Consider the following 26,948-nt stretch of genomic DNA (forward strand, 5'->3'; position numbering starts at 1 on the left):
GAACCGCGCGGCCGGGCCGGCCCGCCAGCCTCAGTTCCGACAGGAAGCACCGCGCGGCAGAGAATGACGGCGCGCCCCCGGTCCCGCGCGCATGTCCGGGTGAGGAGGGCGCGGGTTCGAGGGGGCCGCTGCCGACGTTCCGCGATCATGCCCGAAGCGCCGCCGGTACTCGCGCGGGCTGATTCCGACCATTGCCCGAAAGTGCATCCTCAGCGTCGCGCTTGTCCCGAAACCCGCGCGAAGGGCGATATCCTCGATGCCGAGTCCGCCGCTTTCCAGCATCTGTTTGGCACGGTCGAGCCGCACGCTCAGCAGCCAGGCGGCAGGAGTCATCCCGGTCAGCTCCTTGAACCGGCGCAGGAAGGTGCGCTCGCTCATTGCCGCCTCCCGCGCCAAGGCGGCGATGGTCAGCGGGCGATCGGCATGCTCGCGCATACGGTCGAGCAAGGCGGCCAGGCGTCCGTCAGGCCGCGGGGGCACCGGACGCTCGATGAACTGGGCCTGCCCGCCGTCGCGGTGGGAGGGGACCACCAGGCGCCGCGCGACACTGTTGGCCGCCTCCGGCCCGAAGTCGCTGCGCACCACGTGGAGAAGCAGGTCGATGCCCGCGGCGCTGCCGGCCGACGTCATCACCATTCCCCTGTCCACATAGAGCAGGTCGGCGTCGATCTCGACGTCGGGGAAGGCCGTCCGGAATGCCTCGGCATAGCGCCAGTGGGTGGTCGCCAGACCTTCGTCGAGGAGCCCGGCGGCGGCGAGGACGAAGGCGCCCGAGCATAGCGACAGGATCCGGGCGCCTCTCCCGGCGGCGCTCCGGAGCGCCGCGAGGAGCGCCTCCGGAGGCGCCACCCCGACTCCCTTCCAGCCGGGGATGACGATCGTGCCCGCCTCGGACAGACGTTCCAGGCCGTCGTTCACCGTCACGGTCAGTCCACCCGCCGCGCGCATCGGCCCCGGCTCACAGGCGCAGGTCACCAAAGTGTACCAGTCGGGACCCATCTCGGGGCGGTCGAGCCCGAAGACCTCGGCGACGATTCCGAACTCGAAGGTGCAGAGACCATCGTAAACGACCACGGCCACCATGCGGTTGGGCTGGGAAAGCGGATTTGGCATGATCCTGACGATACGTGACGATCCTGCCAATGGCCAGCCCAAGACCGCCGGCGTAACCAGGCGGTGGATATCAGGGAGCACCATCATGAACACCGCCGTCACCGCCATTCCCGCAGCCGTCCCTGCCGTCGCGCTCGCGCACTTCGAAGCGGAATTCAGTTTCGAGACGGACTGCTGGGACGTCCACGATGCCCTCTCCACGGGCCGGCCGGACTTCGTGCTCCTCGACGTCCGCAGTCCCGAAATGTTCGCGCGCGGCCATATTGCGGGCGCGATCAGCCTGCCGCACGGCAAGATCATCGGCTCGGCGCTCGCGGCGTGGCCCGACGACACCTTGTTCGTCACTTATTGTGCGGGCCCGCACTGCAACGGGGCCGCGCGCGGCGCCGTCCGGCTGGCGAGGCTTGGCCGTCCGGTCAAGATCATGACCGGAGGCGTGACGGGCTGGATCGACGAGGGCTTCGAACTGGCGACATCAGGCGCATGACCGGGGACGCCGACGCCGACGGCGATCCTGGCATGCTCGCGGACGTGGCGGCGCTCGCTGCGCGGCATATCCGGGCGCGGCGCTCGGCCTGCGTCGCACCGGCGCGGGCAGACGAAATCCTCTCGGAGCGACTGGCGGCCTACGACTTCGCGGAGCCTCTGGATGGGGTTACGGTCGCCGCCGACCTGCTCGACCTGCTCGGTGGACATGCGGTGCGCAGCGACCACCCGGCCTATTTCGGCCTCTTCAACCCGCCTCCGCTGGTCGCGGCTGTGGCAGGCGACATCGTGACGGCGGCGGTCAACCCCCAGCTCGCCGCCTGGGGACACGCGCCGGCCGCGGCGGAGATCGAGCGCAAGCTGGTGGAGTTGTTCGGCAGCCTCGTCTGGCGCGGCGACGACGATGCTGCCGGCACGTTCACGAGCGGTGGCAGCGAGGCGAATCACAGCGCCGTCCTTCTCGCGCTGGCGCGGCGCTATCCGGATTGGGCGCAGCACGGACTACCGTGCGGCGTTCGGCCGGTCCTCTACGTGTCGGCGCAATCCCATCTCGCCTGGATGAAGATCGCCCGGGCGGTTGGCCTTGGCGACCGGGCCGTGCGGCTCGTCGAGCCGGAGGACGGGCTTGCGCTGACCGGCGAGGCGCTGCGCAGGGCCGTGCTTCGCGACGGCGAGGCCGATCCCCTGATGCTGGTGGGGACCGCCGGAACGACGGCGCACGGAGCAATCGACGACCTCGCCGGCTTCGGGCAGGTTGCCCGCGAACTCGGGATCCACATGCATGTGGACGCGGCATGGGCCGGGGGCGCCTTGCTGTCTCCGCGCGGCCGGGATCTCATGCCGGGGCTGGACCTGGCCGATACGGTGACCATCGATCCCCACAAATGGCTGGCCGTTCCGATGGGCGCCGGCCTGTTTCTGTCCCGGACGTGGCATAGCCTCGACGAAGCCTTCGGGGTGACCACCGGCTACATGCCCGCGACCGTTGCGAACCGGCGGGATCCGTACGTCCACTCGATGCAATGGTCGCGCCGGTTCACCGGAGGCAAGCTGTTCATGGCGCTCGCCACCATGGGTCTGCCCGGTTACGCGCGCATGATCGAACGCCAGATCGCCCTGGGGGACCGTCTGCGCTCCCGACTGCGCGAAGACGGCTGGACGATCGCCAACGATACGGCCCTGCCGCTGGTCTGCTTTTCGGCGCTGGGCGCCGAAGACGTAGCGACAAAAAAGATCGAGGATGCCGTCGTCGGGACGGGGCGCGCCTGGCTCTCCTCCGTCCGATGTCGCGGGCGGCTGGTGTTGCGGGCCTGCATCACCAGCTTCGAGGCCAACGAGGGTGACGTCGATCTGCTGCTCGGCCTGTTGAACGATGCAAGGGAGCCGGTGGCGCGATGATCTGGGACGTCACCATCGCGACGCACGACGGCGCCCCGGACGGCACCCCCGACGACATAAGTCTTGCCGATGCCATCCAGGAGACGGGCGCAACCTGTCGCTTCGCGGTCTGGAGCGATCCGGATGTCGACTGGGCGGCCTCGGCGGTGACGATCGTCCGCTCGACCTGGGACTATCATCTCCGGCCGGCCCGGTGGCGTGGCTGGATCTACCGGCTCGACGGGATCACCCGCCTCGTCAACGCTCCCGAGCTGCTGCGGTGGAACACCGACAAAAGCTACCTTCTCGATCTGTCCCGCCGGGGGATCGGCGTGGTGCCGACGCTCTTCGTCGCCGACGCCGGGGAAGCGGACGCGGCGTTCGCCTCCCTCGCCGCGCGCGGGTGGGACGATGTCGTCGTCAAGCCGTCGATCTCGGCGAGCGCGCATGGCGCCGCCCGGTTCCGCGGCCGTGCGCTGCCGTCCGCGCGGGCGCACGCCCTGGCGCTGCTGCGGCACAGCGCCGTCCTGGTTCAGCCGTTCCAGAGAGGCGTTCTCGACGATCGCGAGCGGTCGCTGGTGTTGCTCGGCGGCCGCTTTTCCCACGCCTTCAGCAAGGCTGCGTTCGATGCTGGTGCAGCCGGAGGGCAAAGCGCGGTTGCCTGCCACGAGTCCACGGCCGGCGAACGGATGCTGGCGGATCGAGTGCTGGCGTCGCTTCCGGTCAGGCCGGCCTATGCCAGGGTCGACTTGGTCCCGACGACCGCCGGGCCGCTGCTGATGGAGCTCGAGCTCATAGAGCCGCACCTGGCGCTCGACACCAAAGCAGGTTCGGCCGCGGCGCTGGCCCGCGCAGCGCTCGACCTTGACAGCTGAACGCTCGCGAGGGCCGCTCCGGATGGCCGGCGTCGCGGAGGCTGGTCGCCCTCCCGAGGCGGTCAGGCAAGGCGAGGCCGTAGCAGAGGGAGGTCGTGCACGATTCGACGCCGCGCTGATGATTCCCGCAGCCGCATCCTTGGCCTCGCGGCTGGGCTGCCTGAACCTGCCGGCCAGCCTCATCGCCGGACGGCGACAGATTGGTGAGCACCGCAGCCGGTCGGGCCGCATCGCTGCCGAGCTCGAGCGGGTGGAGCTTCTCACCGTGGAAGAGGGGGGGGACATGGTGCACCACACGGCTCCGGACCCGGTGGTGGCTGATCCTGGCGGCATCAGCGCGAACGCCTTCACGTCTTCGGCTTTCGCGCCGGGGGAGGGCAGTGCGGCGAGGGTGCCGAGCACAGGTGACGACCGGGCGTATCAGCAGGAGGAAGGGCCTACATCGACTACGCCATCCCCCCGAAATTCCACAATGCCGCGGCAACCCACCGCAGCCCGGCCGATCTCGACAAGCGTCAGGCGGCGATGCGCAATGGGCGGCTCGGGCGGTTGGATGCGTCGCAGAATGCGGGTTCGTTCTCCAGGCGCGCGGCCTCGCGCTGGAGCGACTCTTCGTAAGCATGGGCGTAGCGCGCGTCACAATCCGCCTCTTCGACCGTCTGCTCGCGCATGAAGCTTACGCAGAGGTGACGGCCGAAGACGTCGTCGCCTCTCAGCTTCACGTCGACCAGACCGGTCTGCGGCAGAGTGTCACGCACTTCCATGAGCCGGGCGATCAACGCGTCCAGCGTGCCGTGACCCTTGATTTCAAGATAATCTTTGACGAGCTTGCTCACTGGACTTCTCTCCCGGCTCTTCGACAGGCCTGAAGCAACCTGGAGCGGACACCGCTCGCATCGCCAAGCCGTACTCTCACCTTCGCACACCGGATGAGATCGACGAATTCCAGTTCGCCTCGCCTCCGGCACTCTTCACAAGGATTTGCGATCCTTCGATAGCGCATCCATAGACTTCGGATAGTTGTTGCCCGCGTTACCAACCATATCGGTATTTCACGTATTCGCCGGTTCCGCGTCGCATTTGCGCCGGCCGGCCTGGAGCAGCAATCACGTCGGTTGCGACTTCCGCAATCTCCTGCTGTTACCGGATAGCGATCCCGATGATGTCACCGGTCAATACGAGGGGATGATCGAGGTACGATCGCTTCGGAGCCATACTCGGCCGCGGAATGCTCCGGCACGCTGGCGCAGCTTGCGGGATCCCGCTGCGAGCGGCGCGTGCGGCGGTCGAAATAATCCGTCCACCGGGACGATGGGATCGAAGTTTCGCCTCGTGCTTCGGATCGCACGGCACGGAACGCCATGTTTCGGAGGGGTGCTGGGCCCGAACGTGGCGGTGTTGCGTTGCTCCCGGGGATTGGACTTTTGGCAGCGCGGCGATAGCCGTCGTCGCCGTGTCATGATGGGGGTAGGGATTGAGCAGCGTAGAGGGGATTCCAAAATCGGAACCCGTCGTTCTCCTCGTCGAGGACGATGTGTTCGTCAGGTTCACGACGTCCGAGATGCTGCGGGAGGAAGGTTTCGTGGTCGTGGAGGCGGTGAACGCCGCGGAGGCGCTGGCCCTGATCTCGACGGGGCTGGAAGTGGACATCGTGCTGAGCGATGTTCGTATGCCCGGTGAGATCGACGGGGTGGCTCTCACCGCCAAGATCAAGACGATCGAGCCTCTCCTGCCGGTGGCTCTCGTGTCGACCCACCTCCCTCCCGATGTGAAACATGAAGCGGACGCGTTTCTGGCGAAACCGTTTCGTGTCGCCGAATTGTTGGAGTTGGTCAGGAGCCTGGTGGGAACAGAATGGCTGAGCAAGCGGAGCAGCCTCGCTGCATCCTAGTCGTCGACGGCGACGTCCTCGTGCGTCACGCAATTTCGGATTATCTTCGCAGCTGCGGGTACACGGTGATCGAGGCTTCCTCGACCGACGAGGCGGGCACGGTGCTGAGCGACGACAGCGTTCCTGTGGACGCGGTCCTCTGCGATGCGGAGGCGCCCGGCGGGCGAAACGCCTTTCAACTGCGCGCGTGGACCCGGGAGCATCGCCAGGACGTGCAGATTGCCTTGGCGGGGAGTATCGAAGCGGCGGCAACAAAGGCGGCCGAATTCTGCGAGCAAGGGCCGCACCTCACTCGCCCCTACGATCCGCAGAGCGTCGTGGACTATGTCCGGCGCCTCCTTGGGGGTGCCTCGTGAACCAGGCGCCCACGGCACGTCGTTCCTCACGACGTCAAGCGCCGGCCTGAAACGCCTGCGATCGTGACGGCACCTGTCCTTGGCCAGCTACCATGCGGCGCCTCGACGCGGAGAGCTGCCGTTCATGGGGACGACCCTCGCCGCGGAACGGATTCCGGCTCGAAGTATCGATGAACCTATCGCGGCGCGGGAATCCTGACGGTCTCACCTGTGAGGTCGATCGCCACCTTGCCTCGAAGCCCGCGCGAGCCCCCGGATTCGAGCAGTTCGTGCGCTTCGCCGATCCGGGCCAGCGGCAGCACCGCACCGACCACCGGCTTGATGAGTCCGCGTTCGACGAGGTTGGTCAGCGCATCGAGCTTGCCCCGGTTCTGCCGGGTGAAGACGAAATGATAAGCGGCGTTCTTTTCCCAGGCTTCGATGAGGTTCTGCGGCTGGGCGATGTCGACGATGCTGACCACGCGTCCCGCATCTGCAAGGACGAGCGGAGATCGTGTCAGGGCGTCGCCGCCAATGGTGTCGAACACGACGTCCACCCCTTGCCCCCGGGTCAGCTCCGCAACGGCCGAGACATAGTCATCGGCGCTGTGGTCGATCGCCTCGTCCGCTCCGAGCGAACGCACGAATTCGTGGTTGCTGCGGCGCGCCGTCGTGATGACACGCGCACCCATCGCCCTGGCAAGCTGGATCGCCACCGTACCCACGCCGCCGGCCCCGCCGTGGATCAATATCGTTTCGTGAACGGCAAGCCGGGCGCGGGTCACCAGGGCTTCCCAGACCGTCCCCCCGACCAGCGTCAGGCTTGCGGCTTCCAGATGGTCGATATTGTGCGGCTTGCGGGCGACCAATTCGACATCGGCGACATGCTGCTCCGCATAGGAGCCGGGGCCGCCGAAGATCCTGGGCGTGTAGTAGACCTCGTCGCCGATGGCGAACTCACGTACGTCCGTGCCCGTCGTTTCCACAACGCCGGAGACGTCGTAACCGATGATGGCGGGAAGCGGCACGTAATCGGCATAGTCGCCGCGACGGATCTGATAATCCAGGGGATTGATCGCCGTGGCGTGAACCCGCACCCGCACCTGCCGAGGTCCGACCGTCGGCACGGGAACATCGCGCATCTCGAACGCGTCGAAGCCGCCGAATGTGCCGAGGACGATCGCCTTCATGGTTCCGGTCATGCTCTCACCCTTTGCTCAAGCCGATTGATGGGACTGGACGATGGACATCGAAGCGCCGATCGACGGGACCTGCGGGCCTGCGAACTGCACAGGGCGGCGCCGGCGCCGGCATCGAGCACCGTGGCGGTGATGACGCTCGCGGCCGGGTTTCCGGAAATGCGAGGCCATTCGCGATCCCGGCGTGTCGCGGAAGGCGGAACACGGCCGGTCACGACATCGCCGACGCGGACGGGGCAGGGCCGTCGGGCAGCGGAATGAATTCGCGATTGTCGGCGTCGGGCAGCTTCATGCGGCCCGCTTTCCAGTCCGACGCGGCCTGTTCCAGGCGATCCCTGGACGACGAGACGAAGTTCCAGAAGATGAAGCGCTCGCCGACCGGCTCGCCGCCAAGCACCATCACCGTGGCCGGCACGGCCGCCCGGACCCGCGAAGCGCCGGCGCCGACCACCAGCATCTTGCCTGCACCAAAGGTCCGGCCCTCCATCTCGACCTCGCCGGCGGCGACATAGAGCGCGCGCTCGCTGTGACCCGAAGGGATCTCGGCGGTGGCACCGGGGGCCATGTCGAGATGCGCGTAGAACAGCGGCGAATGCGTGCTGGCGCCGGCGGTAAGGCCATAGGCGCTGCCGGCGATCAGGTGACCCTTCACCCCCGTCTCTTCCCACTGCGGCAGGTCATCGCCCGAATGGTGCGAGAAGGCGGGGGCGGTCTCCTCCAATTCGGTCGGCAATGCGACCCAGGCCTGGATGCCGTGGATGCGGTCGCCGACCGCCCGGGCACGCTCAAGCCGCTCGCTGTGCGTGATGCCGCGACCGGCGACCATCCAGTTGACCTCCGCCGGGCGGATCGCCTGCTCATATCCCAGACTGTCGCGGTGCATGATCTCGCCGGAGAACAGGTAGCTTACGGTCGACAGGCCGATATGCGGGTGCGGGCGGACGTCGAGGCCGCGGTCCGCGCCCGCGGCGATGTCGACAGGGCCCATGTGATCGAAGAAGATGAAGGGACCGACCATGCGCCGCTTGGCGTAGGGCAGCACCCGCCCGACCTCGAACCCGCCGCCGAGATCGCGACGCCGCTGATCAATGACCATTTCGATCATGTTCGTTCTCCTTGATCGTCGAGGTTCGCCCGCACCATCGGAGCGACTTCCGTTCCGAGCAGTTCGATCGAGCGCTTCATCGCTGCCGTTTCCAGCGACGCGGTGCTCATCTGGAAGGTGATGCGCGCGAGGCCTCCCAGGACCTCGCTGGCGCGCCGGATCTTGGCGGCGACCGTCGCGGGCGCGCCGACGAGGAATGCGCCGTCGGGCCCGGCCATGGCGTCGAACTGCGCCCGCGTCGGCGGCGACCAGCCGCGCTCGCGGCCGACGGTCGCGGTCAGGTGCGCCCAGCCGGGAAAGAAGGCGTCGGCCGCCGACGCGTCGGTTTCGCCGACGAAGCCCATGGCGTGGACACCCACTTTGAGCGCGGCCGGATCATGTCCGGCCCGCGCGCCGGCTTCGCGGTAGAGATCGACGAGCGGCCGAAAGCGCTCGAACGTGCCGCCGATGATCGCGACCATCAGCGGCAGCCCGAGCACGCCTGCGCGGGCGAAGGATTGCGGCGTGCCGCCGACCCCGATCCAGACCGGCAGCCGATCCTGGTGCGGACGCGGGAACACGCCCTGACCGCTGAGGTCAGGGCGAAAGCGGCCCTGCCAGCGCGGATGACTGGTCTCGCCGAGCTGCAGGAAGAGGTCGAGCTTCTCGGCGAAGAGATCGTCATAGGCCTGCGGATCGAGACCGAAGAGCGGGAAGGCCTCGCCAAACGACCCCCGGCCGACGACCAGTCCGGCGCGTCCCTTCGAGATCAGGTCGAGCGTCGCGAATTCCTGGAACAGGCGCACCGGATCCACAGCGCTCAGCACCGTCACCGCGCTGGTGAGCCGGATGCGGCTGGTGCGTGCGGCCGCGGCGGCGAGGATGATCGCCGGCGCCGAGTCGAGAAACTCGGCGCGATGGTGCTCACCGATGCCGAAGACGTCGAGGCCAACCCTGTCCGCGAGCACGACCTCCTCGAGAAGATCTTCCATGCGCTCGGTCGCGGACAGCAGCAGGCCCGTTCGCGGATCAGGAAGGATGGCTGCGAAGCTGTCGATGCCGATTTCCATTGCGATCCTTCATGCTCATGTGTTGCGGCGCGAATATTTCCGCGCCGCTGTCTCGGCAGCGAGGGCCGGATGCCGGGAACGTCGCGCGGTGCCCGGCCTCTCGCCACCGGGTCCGGTCAGACGCCCGGCGACTGCCCGGCCGGCGCAGGGGTGTTGAGCAGTTGCTGCTCCCACATGTACGCCACACCGCTGCCGCCGACATGGTCGATCATGACCTGGGTCAGCGGGCCTGCGCTGTCGACGCGCGCCCAGTCGCGCTGCCATTCGGCGGCAAGCGCAACCCAGGTCATCATGTTGATGCCGGCGGCGATCATGCGCTGAATGGCCACCTCATGCGCCTCGACCGAGGTGCCGCCGGACGCATCGGTGATCACCGTCACGTCCCAGCCTTCGCCGGCCGCCTGGATCGCGGGCATGGCGACGCAGATCTCGGTCCACAAGCCGGCGATGATCAATTGCTTGCGCCCGGTCGCCTTGACCGCGTCGACGACCTTCGGGTCTTCCCACGTATTGATGAAAGTGCGGTCGATCACCTCCTGGCCGGGGAACACGTCGGTGACATGCTTGAAGATCAGGCCGCCACGATCCGCGATCACACTGGTCAGGATGGTCGGAACGCCGAAGACCTTGGCCGTCTTCGCCAAAGCGGTGGTATTGTTGACCACGGCATGCGGATCATGGCTGTTGAGATTGGCCAGCTGGTAAGGCTGGTGATCAATCAGGACGAGGACGGAATCCTCGGGACGAAGAAGCGAGTCGAGGCCGTTGCGGAAGGTCATGACGGGTCCTTGGCTGCAGTTGCACGGGGTGGTTGCGGGCGGACGCTGAAGGGTGTCGCCGAACGCGCATTTGCCATCGTCGATATCGCTACGGTAGCGTCACAACGTGACGTGCTGTGTTGCGCATCGGGGAACACGAGATGGATATCGAGGAGCTGCGCACATTCGTGGAGGTTGCGGACGCGGGCGGCGTCACGGCGGCTGCCCTGCGTCTCGGCATATCCAAGTCGATCGTCAGCCGGCGGCTGGCACGGCTGGAGGCGGATCTTGGCATCCAGCTGCTGGCGCGCACCACGCGTGGTGCCGCGCTGACCGAGGCCGGGATGACGTTCCGGGATCATGCCGCGAAGGTCTGCGCGGAAATCGACATCGCCCGGGAAACGATCCTGCCGGAGGGCGAACTGCGCGGCAGCTTCCGGGTCGCCGCACCTTTGACCTTCGGCCCGACCCATTTCGCACCCGTGCTCGCGGAGCTGGCGCGGCTCAACCCCAGGTTGCAGGTTCGATCATGCTACACCGACCGCTTCGTCGATCTGATCGCGGAAGGGTTCGACTGCGCGATCAGGGTCGGCCATCTCACCAGCTCCAATCTGCTCGCGAGACGGGTGGGGCAAACGCCTGCCGTCTATGCCGCGGCGCCCGCCTATATCGCGCGGCACGGCGCCCCGGAGACGCCGGAGGAGTTCGGCGCCCACGAAGTCGTGATGCAAGGGAATGAAACCTGGCTCGCGATCGATGGGGACGAGGTCATCCCATTGAAGCCGCACGGGCGGTTCAAGGCCGACAACGCCGTTGCGCTCGTCGCGGCCGCGCTTGCCGGCATCGGCGTTGCCGGCCTCCCCACAGAATTGGTCACCGACCATCTGGCGTCTGGAGCGCTGGTCCCCGTGATGACGCGCTATCCTCCGCCGATCCTGGGAGTCTACGTGGTGCGGCCGCCGGGGCAGCATCCCGCCCGCAAGGTGAGGGTGCTGACCGAGATGATGATCGAACACTGCCGCAACCTCTGACGGTGCGCATGCCGCGAAATCAGCGGCGTGGAAGAGGCGGGTATGATCGGCGGGGAGGGCGAAGCGCTCGCGCAAAGAGTCGCGGTACGGTTGAACGCCGGCCGGCCGCTCGGAAGCGGCGGTTGGATCGACCGGCAGGAGGAGGACCCGGGGTCTTCAACCCACGCCCGGCTTCAGCGCCGCGAGGCTCGCGGCGAGTTCGGCGCTCCGGAACGGCTTGGTCAGCCGGGGAAGTCCGGCCTCGATACCCTCGGCGTCCGCGTAGCCCGATATGATCAGTATCGGCAGGTTCGGCCTCCGGGCGCGAAGCTCGTGCGCCAGCTCCGCGCCGCTGATTCCCGGCATCAGGTGATCGGTCACGACGAGGTCCGGTGCCAGACCCTCCTCGATCAGCCGTTTGGCCTCTTCCGCGGATCCTGCTTCCACGACCTCGTAGCCCATGTCGATCAGCATGTCGGCCGTGCTCATGCGGACCAGATCCTCGTCATCGACAAGCAGCGCTTTGCCCATGGCCCGAGCCGGCGCGACTTCACGAAGAATTCGGTCTTCCGCGTCGGCGCTTACGGAGCTGATCGGCAGCCAAAGGTCGATCGTCGTACCCTCGCCCAGGCGGCTTGCGATCGCCAGGCGGCCGTTCAGCTGGAGAGCGAGGCCGTGCACCATCGACAGACCGAGCCCGGTACCCTTGCCGATGCCCTTGGTGGAGAAAAAGGGCTCGACGGCGCGGGCCAGAGTCGCCTCGTCCATACCGGTGCCGGTATCGCGCACGGACAAGCGGATGTAATGCCCCTGGCGCAAACCGGACCGGTCTCCTGAGCGGACCGACGCCCGGGCGGCCGAAATCGCCAGGACTCCGCCTTCGGGCATGGCATCGCGCGCATTCACCGCCAGGTTCAGCACCGCCATTTCGAGCTGGTTGGCGTCTGCGACAGCCGGCGGCAGATCGTCCGGCAGCTCGACCCGCACATCGATATTGGGACCCGAGGTGCTGGCGATGAGCTCGGCCATGTCGCCGACCAGCCGCTTCACGTCCACGGCGCCGGCTTGCAGCGGCTGGCGCCGCGCGAACGCAAGCAGGCGCTGCACCAGGGTCTTGGCACGTTCGGCCGACTGCAGCGCGCCGTCGATCAGCCGTCGCTCACGCTCGTTGCCGATGCCCTTGCGAGTCAGCATGTCGAGCGAGCCGATGATCGGCGCCAGCAGGTTGTTGAAATCGTGCGCAACGCCGCCGGTGAGCTGGCCCATGGCTTCCATCTTCTGCGATTGACGCAGTGCCTCCTGCGCCTGCTTCAGCTCGGTGATGTCGCGGCCTTCGGCGACCAGCCAGATCGGCTCGCCATGTTCGGCCCGCACCGGCTTCAACGAGAAATCGACAATCGCGCGCACCTCGCCGGCACCACGCATCTCGTGCTCCTCCCGCACCGTCTCGCCGGCTGCCGCGCGCCGGATTCCGAGTTCGACCGCGTCTTGCAGGGCAGGATTGTCCCGCATCGGCGCGGCGCGCCAGAATGGTTTGCCAATGATGTCGCCGGGCTCGATCTCACTCCAGGCGAGGGCGGTCTCGTTCACCTCCACCACGATGCCGTCGGGCGTCAGCAGCGCCATGAATTGAAGGGCGGAGTTGAAGATGCCCTGAAAGCGGCGCTGGCTCTCGCTGAGCTCGGCCGTGCGATCGGATACGCGCTTTTCGAGCGTCTCGTTCAGCTCCCGGAGCCGGACCTCGTCAGCCTTGCGCGCCGTAATTTCGAGGGCGGTGCCGACGACCCGGCTACAGGCTTCCTCGGCCGTGAACCGGCCGCGCCCCTTGGCCGAGATCCAGCGAACGACGCCATCCTCCCTGCCGATGGTGCGATACTCGACGTCGTAAAGGGCCCGCTTCGCGGGGTCGCACGCAGCCGTGAATGCCGCTCCGACCCGCTGCCGGTCATCGGGGTGAAGCCCGCCATAGAAATCGGCCATCGTCACGGGCACATCCGGCGAAATGCCGAACATCGCCTTCAGGCGAGGCGGCCAGATCAGCAGATTGTTGACCAGGTCGACGTCCCAGAAGCCGACCTCCGCCGCCTCCGTCGCCAGGCGTAGCCGTTCCTCATTGTCCTGGAGGCGCGCCTCGGCCTCCTTCCGATCGTGGATGTCGACCGAAGCACCGAACCAGCGGAGGATCTCGCCCGTGTCCGGATCGTGATGGGGCTCGCCGCGGACCAGGAACCAGCGATACTCGCCCGTCCTCGATCGAATGCGGTGCTCGACCGAAAAGGTCTTGCCGGTGCGAAGCGACTCCTCGAAGGACGCTATCGTTGGCGCCTGATCGTCCGGGTGGACGTGGTCCGCAGCCACGGCGGCGGCCGTCGTCGGCTCGTAGGGAATGCCGGTATAGTCGGTCCACTGCCTGTTGAAGAATTCGGCGCGGCCGGCGGCATCGGTGATCCAGACGATCTGCGGCACCGCGTCCGCCATCAGCCGGAACCGTGCTTCGCTTTCGCGCACCGCGGCTTCGGCCTCGTGCTCGGAAGTCCGGTCGCGGAAGATCTTGAGATAGCCTCCGCCGGGCTGGTCGAGCCGCATGGTCAGACCGGAGCCCCAGAACCGGCCCCCGTCCTTCCGAAGGTGCCAGCGCTCGTTGAGCGAGCGCCCGTCGCTCATGGCGCGATTCAGCTCATGGTCGGGAATGCCCTGCGCCTTGTCCTCGGGCGTGAAGAAGAAGTCTCCCGCGCGCCCGATCGCCTCGTCGGGGGAGAAGCCGGTGATGCGCTCGGCGCCGCGGTTCCAGCCGGTGACGACGCCGTGCTCGTCGACGGACACGATCGCGAAATCCTCCGCTCCCTCGACGATCTGTCGGTAGCGCGCCTCGGAGGCGCGCTCGCGCTCGTCGGCAAGCCTCGCCGCCGTGACGTCCCGGGAAACCGACAACAGCTTCTCGGGCGCCCCGTCACGGCCGTTGATCGGGCTGACGATCACGTCCCACCAACGGGGACTCCCCTTCATCGTAGTCGCGAAGCCCTGGAAACGTCCGGTTCCGCCGCGTTTCGCCTCCTCCACCGCGGCAACCGCCTTGGCATGCTCCTCGCCGGTCCAGAAGTCCGTCCAGCAAGACCCCTGGATCGCGTCGAAATCGTCGACCTCCATGACGCACATGCCGCCCTCGCTCATGAACTCGAGACGGGCGTCGAGCGAGAGGACCTTGATGCAATCGGCCGAGGCCGAGAGGATGCGGCGATTGAACTCCTCGCTCGCACGCTGCGCCTCCTCAGCGCGCTTCTTGTCGGCGATGTCGCGAAAATAGACCGATAGCCCGCCGTCCTTGGTCGGATAGATGCTGGCGTCGATCCAGCGTCCCAAAACCGGCGAGATGGTCTCCAGCTGAACGACGGTTCGATCCGCGGAGGCGCGGAGATGCGCCTGGTGGGCCTCGGACCCGACGGCCTGAGGAAACTCGTCCCAGAAGACGTTGCCGAGCAGCGCCTCGCGTGCGCGTCCCCACATTTCTTCCGCCTTGCGGTTGACGTAGGTGAAGCGCCACTCGCGATCGACGGCGTAGAAAGCGTCCGAGATGCTCTCCAGGATCTCGTCCTTGCGCGCCGACATGACAAGAAGGTCGGCACCGGCGATCCGCAACCGATCGATGATCGATTGCCGGTCCCGCGCGAGGGTTTCGCTCGCGGCTGCCTCGCCGCGCAGTTTGATGATATCGGTGATGTCCGCCACCTGGTGCATCACCGCCGTTAGACGGCCGTCAGGCGCCAGAACCGGCGTGTTGATGGGGCTCCACCACCGTTCGACGAACGTCCCGTCGGCGTCCTTCACCGCGTAACGCTGGATCGGCATGATGTCCGCGGCGCCTGTGGCGACGACTCGTTCAAGGGAGGCGGCGAGATTGCGCGCGCCATCCGCTGCCGGATCATCGGGGTCGTCGGGAAAAACGTCGAACAGTCTGCGTCCGACGGTTGCCTCCCGCGTCGTGCCGGTAACCTCCAGACGGGCATCGTTGGCGGCGATGATGATCCATTCGGGCGGCGCCACGACCAGCAGCGGCGTGGGGGCGGCGTCGAACAGCGTTCGGTAGTCGATGGCGAGCGCCGAGAGGGCGGCCTTCGGCATCGCCGTCCCGGTTGCGTCGGCGCTCTGATCGTCCTGGAATTCGTCGGCAGCGGTCAAAGATCACGCCCTCAGATGCATATGCGTTGAAAAAGCCGGTCGTCGCCGCCCATAGGAGAACGACCGGAGTGCGGCCATAGGTCCTCTCCAGCGGTGCGGGAGGAATCGGGCGCGTGTCGATATCTCTTTGAAGCCACGGGCTTATAGACGAGCGAACGGGGAGCGACCGTTGTTCCGTGCGCGGGGCGAAAGGGCGGCTTTCCGCGTCCAGGATGGGCCGATCGCCGGGATCATGGCGACAGTGCATCAACTGCATTGGTCTCAGGCCTCGGACCGCGCTCTTGAAGGTCGGCTGCCGGCGATGGTCACGCCGAGTCAGGTGGCAAGAAAAGCCGGGACGAGGGGCCATCCCGCGAGCACTTTCAAACTTTCTGCCTTTGGTGAATTGTCAGCGTAACTCGAGCCGCGAACGATCGCCGTTGGTCCGCCGCCGGTGCAAAGCGTTGACCGACGCGATCGCTGCGCGCGATCGCGCCCGATGCGGTGCGATGCCGGCTCCGGTCACATCCGGCGTGAAGCGCACGCGGCGAGAAGAGCGTCCACGGCTGCGAAGCGCGCGGTGAGACGGGGATTGGCGAGCGGCTGCATGCGGTAGATCTGTTCCCCGCGATCGTTGCGCAGGGTGATGCTGATCGGCTGCCGGAAGCGTCGCGCCATTTCTCGCCAGGCGACGAGCTCGGCGAAGTCTTCCGGCGCCGCAGCGGTCGCGTATAGGGAGACGAACGGGCTTTCGGCCAGGGACCCGTACAGCCCCGGCGCAGCCGCGATTGGGATCCTGGGAGCGCGCCGGAAGAGTGTCGACGCGATCGGCATGCTTGCCCAGGACGGGTGAAGGGAGGTGCGATCCAGCCAGATGGACGCGGTGAACCGCGGGTCCAGTCGGCTCGTCAGGGACAAGGCGTGGTCGACGACATGCGTCGCCTCGTGAAGAAGGACATAGTCAAGGGCGCTTCCCGGCGCTTCGACGGCCACGCTCACTCCGGAGCCGTCGTCGGCGAAGACCGCACGTTCCTTGGTCGTCAGGAACTCCGAAAGCGGCTCGTCGAGGATCCCGGCCCGCAGGGTGAGATCGAAGACGGGAAAGCTTCCTTCGTTGACCTTCGCGGTGAGCCCGTTGCCGGCCCCGGCAGGAACATCGATGAAGCTGAGATGCCGCAGATGCGCGTGCAATTTTCGCCGGTGCACTTCGGGGAGGCCCAGCAGCGCCTTTTCGATCCTTTCCTTTTCGGCAGCATTCAACCGATAGGGTCGTGCGGATGCGACGCCTGACTCGACGTATTGCCGAATGGCCTCCGGCGACGGCGGACGGAGGCGGGAAAGCAGCGATGTGCCCGGATCGACGCCGTCGCGCGCCCGGTTCGTGTGGGCGTCTGCGATCGGGCCACGGCACGCATCGGCGGCAAAGGCCTGCGTCGGAAGCAGCAGCAGGGCTGCCAGGGCAGCGCAACGGAGGATCCGCGTGCTTCTCCGGCCTTCGTGGAACAGGTTCATTCCGTTTCCTTCACTCGCAGATCGGCTCCGTCGATCGTTGGCGCCGCCACTGAGGGGAGCGCCACGTGCGTGTTCCCCTTCGGATTGCGTCTATGCAGGAACGGGTTCGAATTGAACGACTGGAAGCTGCTGCCGTTCGCCTGCGTTGCATTTGCAACGCGATTTTGCGCTGCACGGGCGCAGTCCGGCGACCCAGCTTCGCTGGCACGGCATCGGGTTTGGTTCGACGAACGCACGGGAATGGAGCGTGCAACGGGAATGGTGCTCATCCCTAGATCGCCAGCGTCCACGGAGCGCGGCAGTCGATCGGGGCGTCTCAGCGGCCTTATGGTCCCGCCACTCGATTGCGCGGAGGTTTGTCTTGGAGGGTGTCGACGAAAATGCGTCGGATGCGGCGTCGCCGGGATGGGACGCAATCACCGGCGCGCTGGCGGGCCTTTATCCGGATCAGGAACCTCGCCACTTCGGGCCCGTCATCCGCTACCGGCTGGGTGGGCCGGATCCGCTGGACGGCTTCAGCGCCTGGAAACGGCTGGAGCCGGTGCCCCACTGGCACATCGTGACCTACGGCTTCTCGGAACTCTACGAAAAGGAAAGCGACGACCCCGAGGTCAGCGGCTTCGGCTTCGAGCTGACGTTCCGCCCCACCTGCGATCCCGCGGAGGAGGAACCGCCGATGTGGGCCCTGGACTTCCTTCAGAATCTGGCCCGCTACGTGTTCGACACCGGCAACGTCTTCAAGGATGGCGACTGGATGCCGATCAACGGTCCGATCACGCGTGACCGGGAAACGGCTCTTCGCTCGATCGCCTTCGCCGAGGATCCCGAATTGCCGGCCCTGAGCACGCCGTCCGGCACGGTGGCATTCCTGCAGGTGGTGGGACTTACCGAAGATGAGGAGGGTGCCGCCAAGCTGTGGAAGACGGCCCGGCTGCTGGACGTGTTCCGCGCCCGCCTGCCGCTGCTGGTTTCGGATCTAGATCGCGACTCCCTTCTGACCGATCCGGATGTGCGGCGGACCGTCGAGGAGGGATCCGCCCGCGATGGCTCTTCCACCGGTTACCTGCTGACCGAGCTGCTGAGCTGGAAGCGGCGGAGGCGGCTTCTGGGCGGACCGGTTTATGAGGTCATGGTGGGGTCGCAGCAGGTGGAGGAGCTCACCCGATTGCTGCCGCGGCGGCTGCCGTTCGGACGGTCGCTCCGCCTGGCGGGGGATTCAGGAGAACAAATATTGTTCGAACCCGGCGAGCAGGACGAGATCGCCGAGGCGGAGGGGGCCCTTGCGGTTCGCCTGACGCCGGCAACGGCGACGGCTCTTTCCGCTACGTTGCTTGCTCGCGCGGGCGACTATGCGGTGCCGGGTTTGCCTGTCACCTGGAGGGTGAGGCAGACCACGATCGGCCCGTGATGAGGCCAAACCGGGGCAGCGGTGGTTTTCGGCGCGCTGCAATTGGGTGTGCGAAGAGTGCAGGTGCGGAGGGGAGCGGCGCGGACCGGCCGGACCATGGTGCCGCAGGCGCGAGGTTGGAAGCTGAAGGATAAAGGTTCGTTTGGTAAACCGGTAGCGTCATTCCAATCGAGCTGACGCCGGCTCTAACTGGGCGGCAAGGGAGCGTTGGCTATGTTGTTGCTCGCGATCGTGGCTTTAGACCTCTTTGTATCCCTCTACCTTCTTCAGGAATGGGTTCGCGATTGGCTGCGCGGGGCGGGCCTCTGTTTAACTTAGACGCTATCGCAGCCGTCTTGGGGAATGATCGGCTTTCTCAACAAGGAAGCACAGGCCTTTTGATTTACAGTATTCTTTTATCCCTTGTTCCGGTGTCTTCTCTGATTACCACGAGTGCGTGCGTCATACTCATTTTGCTTAGAAGATACCAAGAAGGCGCCCTGTTCTCGATTGTCGTTCTTCTGGTCACGGTCTCGGTGATCTGGCAAGCGTTCATCAGTTTGATGTTTTACCTTTCCTGAATTCGCGACGGCCGTTGTGGATGCTCTGGACTTGGATGGGCCGGTGATTAACTCAATCGGCGCGGCTTGCGGTGACACGTACGAAAGCTCCGTGCTTGCGTTGTCGAGGTGGCGTTCTAGATTCCGGGCATGTCACGGCTGCCGAGCATGGCTTTGTCGTTCGGCATCATCTGACGCAACCGGGCATCCGGCGCGAGTTCCGGTGACGGGTTCCACTGACAGTGCATCGATGCAGCGCCCCCTCCCAATGCATGACCTGAGCGCTTGAAGGCCTCCGCCTTCGCCTGGGGGACCCAATTGATCACTGTCACCGGAACCCGGGCTCTACCTGCGCCGGCGCCAACGACGTCGGAAAGGCTCCGTTTCGTCCAAGAACAACAATGCGCGTAGAGGCGCTATGACGAAAGCCACCAGCACGAAGGCCCCGGCAACGCCGATGTTCGTGCCCATGCGTGCCCATATCCGTCTCAACGGGATCTCGGCGCGCGGCGAAACGTGATCGGCTCACCCGGGGCGAATGCAGATTCAGGCAGGCAACTCGTCTCCATCGCCCCCGCCGCTTCAGCCGTTTGCGTGACGGCCGCGACCAGATCGGCATTGCCGTCGCAGCTGCCGACAAAACCGAGCGAGTAGAGCCCCTGGCCCTCGAAGCCGTGGGTTGTAACGCGGCCGCTGAGAGGTGTGCCAAGCAATTTGCTCTGCATGGCGGAAAGCAGGTCTGTCTCCCTGTCTACCGGCAAGCGAGCCAGCACCAGGCTTCGCGCTGCCGGAGCCACGCGCTCCGGTTCTGGCGACGCGGGTGCGCAGCCGGTCCCCACTAACGCAACAAGTGCAACGGCATGCGAGAGGCGCTTCATTGGCCCGTCACTCTTGCAATCCAACGCTGGATCAGTCCAGGCTCGGAGCCGACCAGGTCCACCACACCAAAACCATTCTGGTACCGCCGAACGCTGACAGCATCCTCGACGGGGAGGTACACCATCAAATAGTTGAACCCGGTGGCCATGCCCGCGCCCCGTCCAATGCCCGGCGGAGAGCCGGCGCCGGTCGCGCGACCTTGTGAAGCACGCTTGCCACCAACCCCGCCGTGGTGGCGGTGCGAGCGAAAATTGAGTGACCAGGCGACTACTGCCGAAGGCACTTTGCTCTCGTAAACCTGCGGACGTGCCTCGCCGAGTGTAAGCTCAATCGTTGGCGCACGACGAACACCGTTCATCGCCACCGAGACCGGAACAGGATAACGGTTCACGACCCGGCGCTCGAGGAATTCACGCTGCAGCCCCTCACGCGTAGTTGCGATCGCTACCGGCCGGCTGTCCTGGGTGGTTGGACGGGAATTGAGGTCATAATCAAATTCATGTTTACCCCAGTCGAGCGCCCATGTCTCAACTGCTATACTGCGGCCTGCAGTGAAGTAGAGATTTTCGCCAGGATTCACGATGCGGAACTGTTGAAATGCCTTGCCGTCAATCACCCGAGTGGCGCCTGCCATACCCCAGCTCCCCGATTTGCTCTGCAAATACGCGCGACTACGCGAAAGGTTCATCCTTCTCTCGCGGCTCCGGGATACGATAGCTGACTTCCAGATCGGTGATCCGACATCCATCTGTGCACGGAGCGGCTGCGGTGCTTGAGGCCGTGCTCTCCCTCTCGTCGGTGAACCGAGTTGAGCATTATGTCGTCGGAGCCTCAATGTCCCCGGAGCTTCAAAGCTCCCGGCCACATTCCATTGGCCTTCCGAACCGACCGGCCGCTCAGCGACGAGGCCTTCAAGGCTAAGCTGCAGACGATCCCATCGAATACGCCATCGAGATGGACCAGGCGACCTGCGCAAGGGGGAGCATGATTCCGATGCAGGAGAGGGTGCCCCACGCCGCAAAGCCGAAGCGGCGTGACCGGAGATCGCCGACAGTTTTGACTGCCAGATAGGCAAGCGCAGTAAGCGTGGGCAGCAAAGCGGCGTAGAGCATGGGCCTCATTTCGATGAGAGGCTCGGAGAGCCTCTGCGGTTCCTGAAGTCGAGTCAGGGCCCATATTGGCGTATGCGAGACAGGAACGCCATATGGTGCTAAGCTATTGAGCTTCCGGTGACAGTGCATCATCTCGGCACCCGACGCTCTATGCATGCCTGATCGCTTGAAGGTCGCCGCCGCTATGTTCCCGGAAACGCAATTAGTGCACTGTTGTCACCGGAACCTCAATTGATGCACTGTCACCGGAACCGATCCGATCGCCATTACGGCGGTCCGGAAGAAGGAGGCTGGTGGTACGATTGCGGCACTTTCGTTCGCGTGCTCGGCTTCCACCTTGACGAAGATCGAGCGAACCAGCTCGCAGCTTGCGCCAATCGGCTCCTCGAGGTGGTCCAGCGCCGGCGCCGCCAGGTTGACTCCGTTCTCTACGACGGCGGCCGCCACCGTGTGATCGCCTTCAACGGGTTGCCGCCCGCGCAATTCCCCACCGAGCGCCCGCACTACGAGTGAAGAGGCGCCGCCACCACCATCATCCTTGAGAGGACCCTTCAATGCCGAAGCTGCGTCCCGCCACCTTTCGTCAGAGAATGGCCCTCAGATCTGCGATCTCGCTCCTGAAAGCCGCCGCGGAGTTCACTGCCTTTGCAGGCAGCCCGAAGACCACGGCCCGCATTCGGTCTGCCCTGAAGAGCGCCGGCGGCGCCGAACGTCACATGGACCGCAGGCTGCTGGGCCACACGGAGCATAGACTGGAAGGCGGGTTGTGTGACACACTGAGGATCGATGACGAAGAGATCCTGCTTTGTCACGTGAACGGACGTATATGTGACAACCCAGATCGGTTACGCCCGGGTGTCCAAGGCAGACGGTAGCCAGGTCCATGCCTGGCGCCGCAGCGGTGGGCGAGTGGGGCGGTCCGTGGGCTGATGTCAGCCATGATACTGATTAAGCTTCCGTAGGTTGGCTTTGTGCAACATGGTAAGAAGGAACGGCCATGAAGTTTCTCGGACGGAATGCGGATTTTAGGCTGCATATGGAACGCGCTGGACTCGCCTATAGCGGTACCGATCCAGTAATTACCGGCACACCTGCCGATGACCATCTAACAGGCATCTCAACCACCTCTGCCCAGGTACTGCGAGGCTTGGCTGGCGACGATTATCTGGCCTTGCCCGAGAACTTCGGCGGGGATGCGTACGGATCTTCTGGCGACGACGAACTGCATGGCGCAGATTTCAGTAACTTCAGTGGGCCGATAACCAATCGGCTTTTCGGTGAAGCAGGCAACGACTTGCTCTTTGGTGGCAATGCAAACGCCTACGCTGTGGTTAGAAACGAAATGGATGGTGGCTCGGGGAACGACACGCTTCAGGGCGGCGGGCGAACAACGGCTTACGCAAATGTGACCAACGTAATGCACGGTGGCGCAGGCGAAGACCGCATCCTCGGTGCTGATGGCGCCACGAACCAAGCGTTTGGCGACGCCGGCAGTGACGTAATCACGGGCGGCAACACCTATGGCGGTACCGGAAGCCCCTTCGACGCCGTGAATGATCTACACGGCGGCGCGGGTGACGACACTATCACAGGCGGGGGCGGGAATGGCCGCAGCACAGCGACAAACACGATCAACGGCGATGCAGGAAATGATACGCTGACTGGCGGCAGCGCTGATCCGTTCAATAGTGTATCGAACACGATTCTTGGTGGCGCTGGTAACGACCTCATCAAGGGCGGTAGTGCTTCGGGGCCAGCCGGGGTGACTAATGACCTAGATGGCGGTGCAGGCAACGACAGGCTTGTTGGGGGTGACAGCGACGACGTAGCTACTGTCAGGAACACGTTGCATGGCGGCGCAGGTAACGACGTCCTAGTAGCGGGTTCGAACGGTGGGGAGCTTTTCAGTCCAAGCGCCGGCAATTTCGACGATCTGTGGGGCGGGGCCGGCAATGACACTTTTGTATTCCGGCCGTTCAATCATCACGACACAATCCACGATTTTGCTCACGGCAAGGATCTAATCGATCTCACCGCATTCACTCAGTACGATGAACTAAGTGACCTGAACATCACCTCTAACGCAGGCAACAGCATCATTGATTTCGGAAACGGCAACGAGGTCACTTTGCTTGGGGTGAGTTCGTTGAACGCTAACGACTTCGTCTTTTTCCACCTCTGATCTCCTCCGCTTTCGCCGGCGTAATGTTGTTAAGAGCGCGTTTGAGAAGGATTCCCAAAGCGGCTTTAGTGTGATTCATAGGTTGTCGGACCAACGAAGCGAGCCGACGCCCGATGCCGAAGAGGAGGCCGCCTGCGAGGCGGCGCTACGAGACCCAACTGACCGACGTACAGTGGGAGGTGATCGCGCCGAGGATACCGGTGACAGTGCATGATTTCGACACCCGACGATCCATGCATGGCATGAGCGCTTGAAGGTCGCCGCCGCTATCTTCCAGGGGAATCCAATCAGTACACTGTCACCGGAACTCGTCCTGTCACCGGAACTCGTCCGACGCCAAAGAAGAGCAGCCCGGTACCGGTACACCGGTATCGGTAAAACAGCCTCCTGTAGCCCATTCGCAGGATTCATCGACCGGGCCAGCGGACATGACGAGCCGCTCGTCTTCCACCGCCGATACGGGCTTTCGTCCCGGTCCGGCACTCCGGCGCGCGCGGCCGCGTTGGGGCTTGCAGCGCCACCGGGCGTGATCAACGCCAGGAGACAGTTTCGTGCGCATCAGGCTCAAGCCGATAGACCAACAGACGATCGTCATCACCGGGGCGAGCAGCGGCAACGGCCTCGCAGCGGCGCTGGAGGCGGCCCGCCGCGGCGCTGCCGTGGTGCTGGTGGCGCGGAACGGCAAGAGCCTGGAGCGGATCGAGCGCGACATCGTCGCTTCGGGCGGCCGGGCGACGAGCGTCGCGGTCGACGTCGCCTCGCGCGGCGCGGCGGAGGAGATCGTCGCCAAGGCAGTCGCTGACTTCGGAGGCTTCGACAGCTGGGTGAACAATGCCGCCGCGGGGGTCTACGGAACGCTTGAGCAGGTTCCGGTGGAGGACCATGAGCGGATCTTCGCGGTCAATTATTTCGGCACCCTCTATGCCTGCCTCGCGGCCGCACGGCACCTCAAGGAGAGGGGCGGCGGGGCGATCGTCAATGTCGGCTCGATCCTGGGCGACAGGGCGATCATCCAGCAGGGTCCGTATTCCGCCAGCAAGCACGCCATCCAGGGGCTCACGGACACGCTGCGGATGGAGCTCGAGCATCAGGGCGCCGGGATCTCCGTGACCCTGGTCAAGCCGGGCGGCTGCGGCACGCCGTATCCCGAGCATGCCCGCAACTACATGGACAACCCGCCGCGGATCCCGCAGCCGCTCTATCACCCGGATATCATCGCCGATGCGATCCTGTTTGCGTGCACGCACCGCAAGCGGTCGATCTATGTCGGCGGGGGCGGGGTCGCCGCGTCGCTCGTCGGCCAGCTCGCGCCGCGGATTACCGACCTGGTGATGGAGGCGATCGGCACGCGCATGCAGCAGGAACCGGGCGACGCCGGCGATCCGGCGATGCGGGACAATCTTTATCGGCCGAAGGCCGATGGCGAGGTAAGCGGCACGCAGAAGAACTGGGTGCGGAGGTCGAGCGTCGCGGTGGCGCTGCAGAAGCCCTCGCGCGGGATGTGGCTTGGGGCTGCGGCAGCGATCGGAGCCGCCGCCTTGGTCGCCGCTCGGATCGGGAAGGCGGGCGAAGCCGAACGGTAACCGCCGGCGGGGCGTTTAGGGCATGATAGCAAATTCGCTCATTAGAATCCGGTATCCATCGGATGTACAATCGGTTCTCTTCCGGGACACCGTGCTCTCCTCCGTCTGTACCCGGCCGACGTGAGCCGAGTTTGAGTATTTCCGCTGAACTACATGTCCTCCGGCTTTCAGGGCCATGGAAGACGAATCGTTGACCAGGACCGTGGTTCTCCGTCATTTTGCCAGCTGAGCCGCGGTCGGTAACGCCGTACAGTCCAGGGTGCGCTTCGGCGCCGGCATTGGACGCCGCGGACTTCATCCGTTTGCGAGCTTCACGGTCGCTTCTCAGAGTTGGTGTAGCAGCCGCATTCTGCGAGAGGCGGGGCCACTATCAACTCCTCATGGGGACCGTCACCGAACCGCGTAAATCATCCGCTGGGCAAGTCGTGGGTCATTTGTAGAGCCCGAACCTCCAGTGGCGCAGCGAACAGCTCCCTTCATCATCCTAACCCGAGGATGGCCGCTGCGGGTCTCTCCTCCCGGATGATGGTTGAGGGTCTAACCCCGGCGGACTCCGATTGCCCGCATCGTCTCAGATTGGCGGGTCCAGAGCCACTGCCAAAGATCCAGCGCCGTGTCAGCGACCGTGCCAGCGCACGCCTCGCCTCACCGGGCGATGCGCTCGATATCGACGATGTTGGTGATCAGCCCGTTCTCGACTTGATAAGCGGTAATCTCGTCTACCGTCTTGCCGCCGGCGAGGCCGGTGACGCGATCATGTACGACGACCTTGTCGCCGAGGGTCATGCGCGCGAGCGTCTCGACATGCAGATCGGGGTTGGCGGCAAAGGATTTGGCATAAGCCTGCGGGTTGTGGGCGAGCCCTTCCGACGCCAGCTCGCCGGGGAAGCGACTTGCGAATTGCGGGATGGTAGAGGCCGAGGAAGCGCTCCGGATCTCCCTGGTTGGCCGGGTTCGTAGAGGGCCTCACCACGGCCTCTGGCGCAGGCGGCGATTGCGCAGAGGCAGAGCCTGCGCACACAAGCATGAACACTGCAGCGGCCGTCCAAAATCGCGTGTCACCGAATCCAGCGATTGTATTGCAAACGAACATAAGCAAGTTGTTCGAGGAACAGGGAGCAGCGGGGCGGGTTCTGGGTGCGGAAACATGGAAATGGTAGAGGTGCGCTCAGCCTCGGGCGGCCCATCGATCGGGCTGCATCCCCGCGTTTCTGCCCGGATCGACGTTCCGCGCTCGCGGCGATACCCGGCATTGTCGCTGGGGCAATGCTGGGGGGATGCGATATCCTGTTTCCTGCGCGCGACAGCCTCCGATATCGTGTCCGGCTCGAGGTCGAGACCCCGTCGGGTCTGAGGCAGGGCTCTTCGGTGCTGGAGAGCCGCAACATAAGCGGAGCGACCGGTCTCCTGCGATCTTTCCAATATCCAAGCTCGGACTGCTATGGCGAGGCCGCCATTGTGGATCTGGGAGGAGGGAAACAGCTCTTTGCCGTCCGCGAGGATGCCTACAGCTCAAGGCAGATCTACGAGATGGTTCAGCGCATGCTGGCCTACCCTCCGGATGAGCTGCATCCACCTTTGCCATCCAGTCCTCGGCGCGGCAATTGGCAGGTCGCCTACCCGGAGGCGCGCAAAGCCGAAACGCGGGCGGAGATTCACCGGCGGGACTACCCGCTGCTCGTGTCCTTTCGGGATCGTCGCGATCCGGGCACGATCTATGAAGTCGATCCGGACGATCTCTCCTCTGCCTTTGGCGCAGGGCACAGGCTCCGTCGAATAATCGTGCAAGTGACGTCCGATCCGCTGACGGACGGTCCGGTCCTCGATGCGCTGCCATGGCTGCGTGATGTGAGGGGGTCAATCAACCCGCTGCTTTCCCAAAGCTCCGCCAATCCCGTTGCCAGGCTTGGTAGGCACGCGTTCAGATATATGGACGACGCTTGATGGCTCGGCTCCTCGCGCCCTCATCTCAGGTGGTTCCCATCATGTCACGGACGCTGGAGACCGCCCATGCCTGTGGTTTTCATAAGACGCCGATCGGATCCTCTACCCGGAGGAGGCGGCGAGAAAATACGAAGCTTGCAGACGGTGATCCGGCATTCCTCTGGGACGGGGACACAAGACACCGGGCTTCTCGCCCACGGAGGAAGTGAGGGTTCTGGTGACGGTGCAGCAACTCGGTACCCCTTGAAACAACTTGCGGCGCACGCGGAGCTTATCGTTGTCACCGTGCTGACTGATCTCGAGAGCCGCCCGAACGAAACGATTGATGGTGATCTTAATCGATTTGGCTTTTCTTCTCTCACGCCGTCGGGTGCACGGCCACACTGATTCCTGCATCTTGCAGAGGCACCAATCCCGTCCAGCGCTGGAGGTGGTT

At 65.2% G+C, this 26,948-nt stretch carries 22 protein-coding genes; 10 read left to right on the top strand and 12 right to left on the bottom strand.

Features of this window, described 5'->3' with window-relative positions; all coding sequences use genetic code 11:
- Positions 1–30 precede the first annotated feature (30 nt).
- Positions 31–1,113, bottom strand: coding sequence for a transcriptional regulator FtrA (gene ftrA, locus C7I55_RS13485; RefSeq protein ID WP_106513502.1), 1,083 nt, complete (start codon positions 1,111–1,113; stop codon positions 31–33).
- Between ftrA and C7I55_RS13490 the strand changes: the two genes are divergently transcribed.
- The 3 genes from C7I55_RS13490 to C7I55_RS13500 are packed head-to-tail and all read left to right on the top strand — an operon-like array spanning position 1,112 to position 3,851.
- Entirely contained in the window at positions 1,112–1,600 is a 489-nt protein-coding gene (locus C7I55_RS13490) for a rhodanese-like domain-containing protein (RefSeq protein ID WP_233222203.1), read from the top strand. The genes ftrA and C7I55_RS13490 overlap by 2 nt on opposite strands.
- The gene (locus tag C7I55_RS13495) at positions 1,597–2,997 is read left to right on the top strand and encodes a pyridoxal phosphate-dependent decarboxylase family protein (protein WP_106513503.1); all 1,401 of its coding nucleotides are present in this window, start codon (positions 1,597–1,599) and stop codon (positions 2,995–2,997) included. The genes C7I55_RS13490 and C7I55_RS13495 overlap by 4 nt, the downstream gene beginning before the upstream one ends.
- A complete protein-coding gene (locus tag C7I55_RS13500; RefSeq protein ID WP_106513504.1) occupies positions 2,994–3,851 on the top strand; it encodes an ATP-grasp domain-containing protein in 858 nt (285 codons plus the stop codon). Before C7I55_RS13495 ends, C7I55_RS13500 begins: the two co-directional genes overlap by 4 nt.
- A gap of 515 nt (positions 3,852–4,366) precedes the next feature.
- On the opposite strand, the gene C7I55_RS13505 is transcribed toward C7I55_RS13500, so the two are convergent.
- Entirely contained in the window at positions 4,367–4,687 is a 321-nt protein-coding gene (locus C7I55_RS13505; RefSeq protein WP_106513505.1) for a hypothetical protein, read from the bottom strand.
- A 638-nt stretch (positions 4,688–5,325) separates the two neighbouring features.
- Between C7I55_RS13505 and C7I55_RS13510 the strand changes: the two genes are divergently transcribed.
- Positions 5,326–5,742: a response regulator gene (locus C7I55_RS13510; protein WP_106513506.1), complete on the top strand. Its 417-nt coding sequence runs from the start codon at positions 5,326–5,328 to the stop codon at positions 5,740–5,742.
- Positions 5,706–6,098 (top strand): DNA-binding transcriptional response regulator, encoded by a 393-nt coding sequence (locus C7I55_RS13515; RefSeq protein ID WP_106513881.1) that lies wholly within the window; start codon positions 5,706–5,708, stop codon positions 6,096–6,098. Before C7I55_RS13510 ends, C7I55_RS13515 begins: the two co-directional genes overlap by 37 nt.
- A gap of 176 nt (positions 6,099–6,274) precedes the next feature.
- Here C7I55_RS13515 and C7I55_RS13520 read toward each other — a convergent pair whose 3' ends face one another.
- From C7I55_RS13520 to C7I55_RS13535, 4 genes are all read right to left on the bottom strand, one after another.
- Positions 6,275–7,279: a zinc-dependent alcohol dehydrogenase family protein gene (locus tag C7I55_RS13520; RefSeq protein ID WP_106513507.1), complete on the bottom strand. Its 1,005-nt coding sequence runs from the start codon at positions 7,277–7,279 to the stop codon at positions 6,275–6,277.
- A gap of 208 nt (positions 7,280–7,487) precedes the next feature.
- Positions 7,488–8,381, bottom strand: coding sequence for a pirin family protein (locus tag C7I55_RS13525; RefSeq protein ID WP_106513508.1), 894 nt, complete (start codon positions 8,379–8,381; stop codon positions 7,488–7,490).
- The gene (locus C7I55_RS13530) at positions 8,378–9,430 is read right to left on the bottom strand and encodes an Atu2307/SP_0267 family LLM class monooxygenase (protein WP_106513509.1); all 1,053 of its coding nucleotides are present in this window, start codon (positions 9,428–9,430) and stop codon (positions 8,378–8,380) included. The genes C7I55_RS13525 and C7I55_RS13530 overlap by 4 nt, the downstream gene beginning before the upstream one ends.
- A 116-nt stretch (positions 9,431–9,546) precedes the next feature.
- Positions 9,547–10,209 carry a hydrolase gene (locus C7I55_RS13535; RefSeq protein ID WP_106513510.1) on the bottom strand — a complete coding sequence of 221 codons (663 nt, stop codon included), beginning with the start codon at positions 10,207–10,209 and terminating at the stop codon, positions 9,547–9,549.
- 140 nt (positions 10,210–10,349) lie between these two features.
- Between C7I55_RS13535 and C7I55_RS13540 the strand changes: the two genes are divergently transcribed.
- Entirely contained in the window at positions 10,350–11,219 is an 870-nt protein-coding gene (locus tag C7I55_RS13540) for a LysR family transcriptional regulator (RefSeq protein WP_106513511.1), read from the top strand.
- 156 nt (positions 11,220–11,375) lie between these two features.
- On the opposite strand, the gene C7I55_RS13545 is transcribed toward C7I55_RS13540, so the two are convergent.
- Together C7I55_RS13545 and C7I55_RS13550 are read right to left on the bottom strand one after the other, a co-directional pair.
- Positions 11,376–15,374 (bottom strand): PAS domain S-box protein, encoded by a 3,999-nt coding sequence (locus C7I55_RS13545; protein ID WP_106513512.1) that lies wholly within the window; start codon positions 15,372–15,374, stop codon positions 11,376–11,378.
- Positions 15,375–15,875: 501 nt separating this feature from the next.
- Positions 15,876–16,865 (bottom strand): hypothetical protein, encoded by a 990-nt coding sequence (locus C7I55_RS13550; protein WP_106513513.1) that lies wholly within the window; start codon positions 16,863–16,865, stop codon positions 15,876–15,878.
- A gap of 361 nt (positions 16,866–17,226) precedes the next feature.
- Here C7I55_RS13550 and C7I55_RS13555 point away from each other — a divergent pair, with 361 nt between their 5' ends.
- Positions 17,227–18,273 carry a suppressor of fused domain protein gene (locus C7I55_RS13555; RefSeq protein WP_106513514.1) on the top strand — a complete coding sequence of 349 codons (1,047 nt, stop codon included), beginning with the start codon at positions 17,227–17,229 and terminating at the stop codon, positions 18,271–18,273.
- Positions 18,274–19,300: 1,027 nt separating this feature from the next.
- Here C7I55_RS13555 and C7I55_RS28155 read toward each other — a convergent pair.
- From C7I55_RS28155 to C7I55_RS28160, 3 genes are all read right to left on the bottom strand, one after another.
- Complete coding sequence (locus C7I55_RS28155; RefSeq protein WP_158266416.1) at positions 19,301–19,690, bottom strand: hypothetical protein; 390 nt, start codon at positions 19,688–19,690, stop codon at positions 19,301–19,303.
- Complete coding sequence (locus C7I55_RS27770; protein ID WP_146151020.1) at positions 19,687–20,325, bottom strand: hypothetical protein; 639 nt, start codon at positions 20,323–20,325, stop codon at positions 19,687–19,689. The genes C7I55_RS28155 and C7I55_RS27770 overlap by 4 nt, the downstream gene beginning before the upstream one ends.
- Positions 20,326–21,019: 694 nt before the next feature.
- Positions 21,020–21,250 carry a hypothetical protein gene (locus C7I55_RS28160; protein WP_158266417.1) on the bottom strand — a complete coding sequence of 77 codons (231 nt, stop codon included), beginning with the start codon at positions 21,248–21,250 and terminating at the stop codon, positions 21,020–21,022.
- Between the two features lie 550 nt (positions 21,251–21,800).
- Between C7I55_RS28160 and C7I55_RS13585 the strand changes: the two genes are divergently transcribed.
- Both C7I55_RS13585 and C7I55_RS13590 read left to right on the top strand, forming a co-directional pair.
- Entirely contained in the window at positions 21,801–22,985 is a 1,185-nt protein-coding gene (locus C7I55_RS13585; RefSeq protein WP_106513519.1) for a calcium-binding protein, read from the top strand.
- Between the two features lie 551 nt (positions 22,986–23,536).
- Positions 23,537–24,568, top strand: a complete 1,032-nt coding sequence (locus C7I55_RS13590) for an SDR family oxidoreductase (protein ID WP_106513520.1) — start codon at positions 23,537–23,539, stop codon at positions 24,566–24,568.
- Positions 24,569–25,213: 645 nt separating this feature from the next.
- Here C7I55_RS13590 and C7I55_RS28165 read toward each other — a convergent pair.
- Positions 25,214–25,354 (bottom strand): hypothetical protein, encoded by a 141-nt coding sequence (locus tag C7I55_RS28165; RefSeq protein WP_158266418.1) that lies wholly within the window; start codon positions 25,352–25,354, stop codon positions 25,214–25,216.
- 582 nt (positions 25,355–25,936) lie between these two features.
- Between C7I55_RS28165 and C7I55_RS13595 the strand changes: the two genes are divergently transcribed.
- Positions 25,937–26,512: a hypothetical protein gene (locus tag C7I55_RS13595; RefSeq protein ID WP_146151022.1), complete on the top strand. Its 576-nt coding sequence runs from the start codon at positions 25,937–25,939 to the stop codon at positions 26,510–26,512.
- Positions 26,513–26,948: the final 436 nt, after the last annotated feature.

The sequence above is a fragment of the Allosphingosinicella deserti genome (genome assembly GCF_003012735.1).
GTDB lineage: Bacteria > Pseudomonadota > Alphaproteobacteria > Sphingomonadales > Sphingomonadaceae > Allosphingosinicella > Allosphingosinicella deserti.

What these genes read in the sequence shown, in the direction of transcription:
- C7I55_RS13490 (WP_233222203.1), top strand. Translation starts at nt 1,112, where the DNA reads ATGATCCTGACGATACGTGACGATCCTGCCAATGGCCAGCCCAAGACC.
- ftrA (WP_106513502.1), bottom strand. Translation starts at nt 1,113, where the DNA reads ATGCCAAATCCGCTTTCCCAGCCCAACCGCATGGTGGCCGTGGTCGTT.
- C7I55_RS13495 (WP_106513503.1), top strand. Translation starts at nt 1,597, where the DNA reads ATGACCGGGGACGCCGACGCCGACGGCGATCCTGGCATGCTCGCGGAC.
- C7I55_RS13500 (WP_106513504.1), top strand. Translation starts at nt 2,994, where the DNA reads ATGATCTGGGACGTCACCATCGCGACGCACGACGGCGCCCCGGACGGC.
- C7I55_RS13515 (WP_106513881.1), top strand. Translation starts at nt 5,706, where the DNA reads ATGGCTGAGCAAGCGGAGCAGCCTCGCTGCATCCTAGTCGTCGACGGC.
- C7I55_RS13520 (WP_106513507.1), bottom strand. Translation starts at nt 7,279, where the DNA reads ATGACCGGAACCATGAAGGCGATCGTCCTCGGCACATTCGGCGGCTTC.
- C7I55_RS13525 (WP_106513508.1), bottom strand. Translation starts at nt 8,381, where the DNA reads ATGATCGAAATGGTCATTGATCAGCGGCGTCGCGATCTCGGCGGCGGG.
- C7I55_RS13530 (WP_106513509.1), bottom strand. Translation starts at nt 9,430, where the DNA reads ATGGAAATCGGCATCGACAGCTTCGCAGCCATCCTTCCTGATCCGCGA.
- C7I55_RS13535 (WP_106513510.1), bottom strand. Translation starts at nt 10,209, where the DNA reads ATGACCTTCCGCAACGGCCTCGACTCGCTTCTTCGTCCCGAGGATTCC.
- C7I55_RS13540 (WP_106513511.1), top strand. Translation starts at nt 10,350, where the DNA reads ATGGATATCGAGGAGCTGCGCACATTCGTGGAGGTTGCGGACGCGGGC.
- C7I55_RS13550 (WP_106513513.1), bottom strand. Translation starts at nt 16,865, where the DNA reads ATGAACCTGTTCCACGAAGGCCGGAGAAGCACGCGGATCCTCCGTTGC.
- C7I55_RS28155 (WP_158266416.1), bottom strand. Translation starts at nt 19,690, where the DNA reads ATGAAGCGCCTCTCGCATGCCGTTGCACTTGTTGCGTTAGTGGGGACC.
- C7I55_RS27770 (WP_146151020.1), bottom strand. Translation starts at nt 20,325, where the DNA reads ATGGCAGGCGCCACTCGGGTGATTGACGGCAAGGCATTTCAACAGTTC.
- C7I55_RS13585 (WP_106513519.1), top strand. Translation starts at nt 21,801, where the DNA reads ATGAAGTTTCTCGGACGGAATGCGGATTTTAGGCTGCATATGGAACGC.
- C7I55_RS28165 (WP_158266418.1), bottom strand. Translation starts at nt 25,354, where the DNA reads ATGACCCTCGGCGACAAGGTCGTCGTACATGATCGCGTCACCGGCCTC.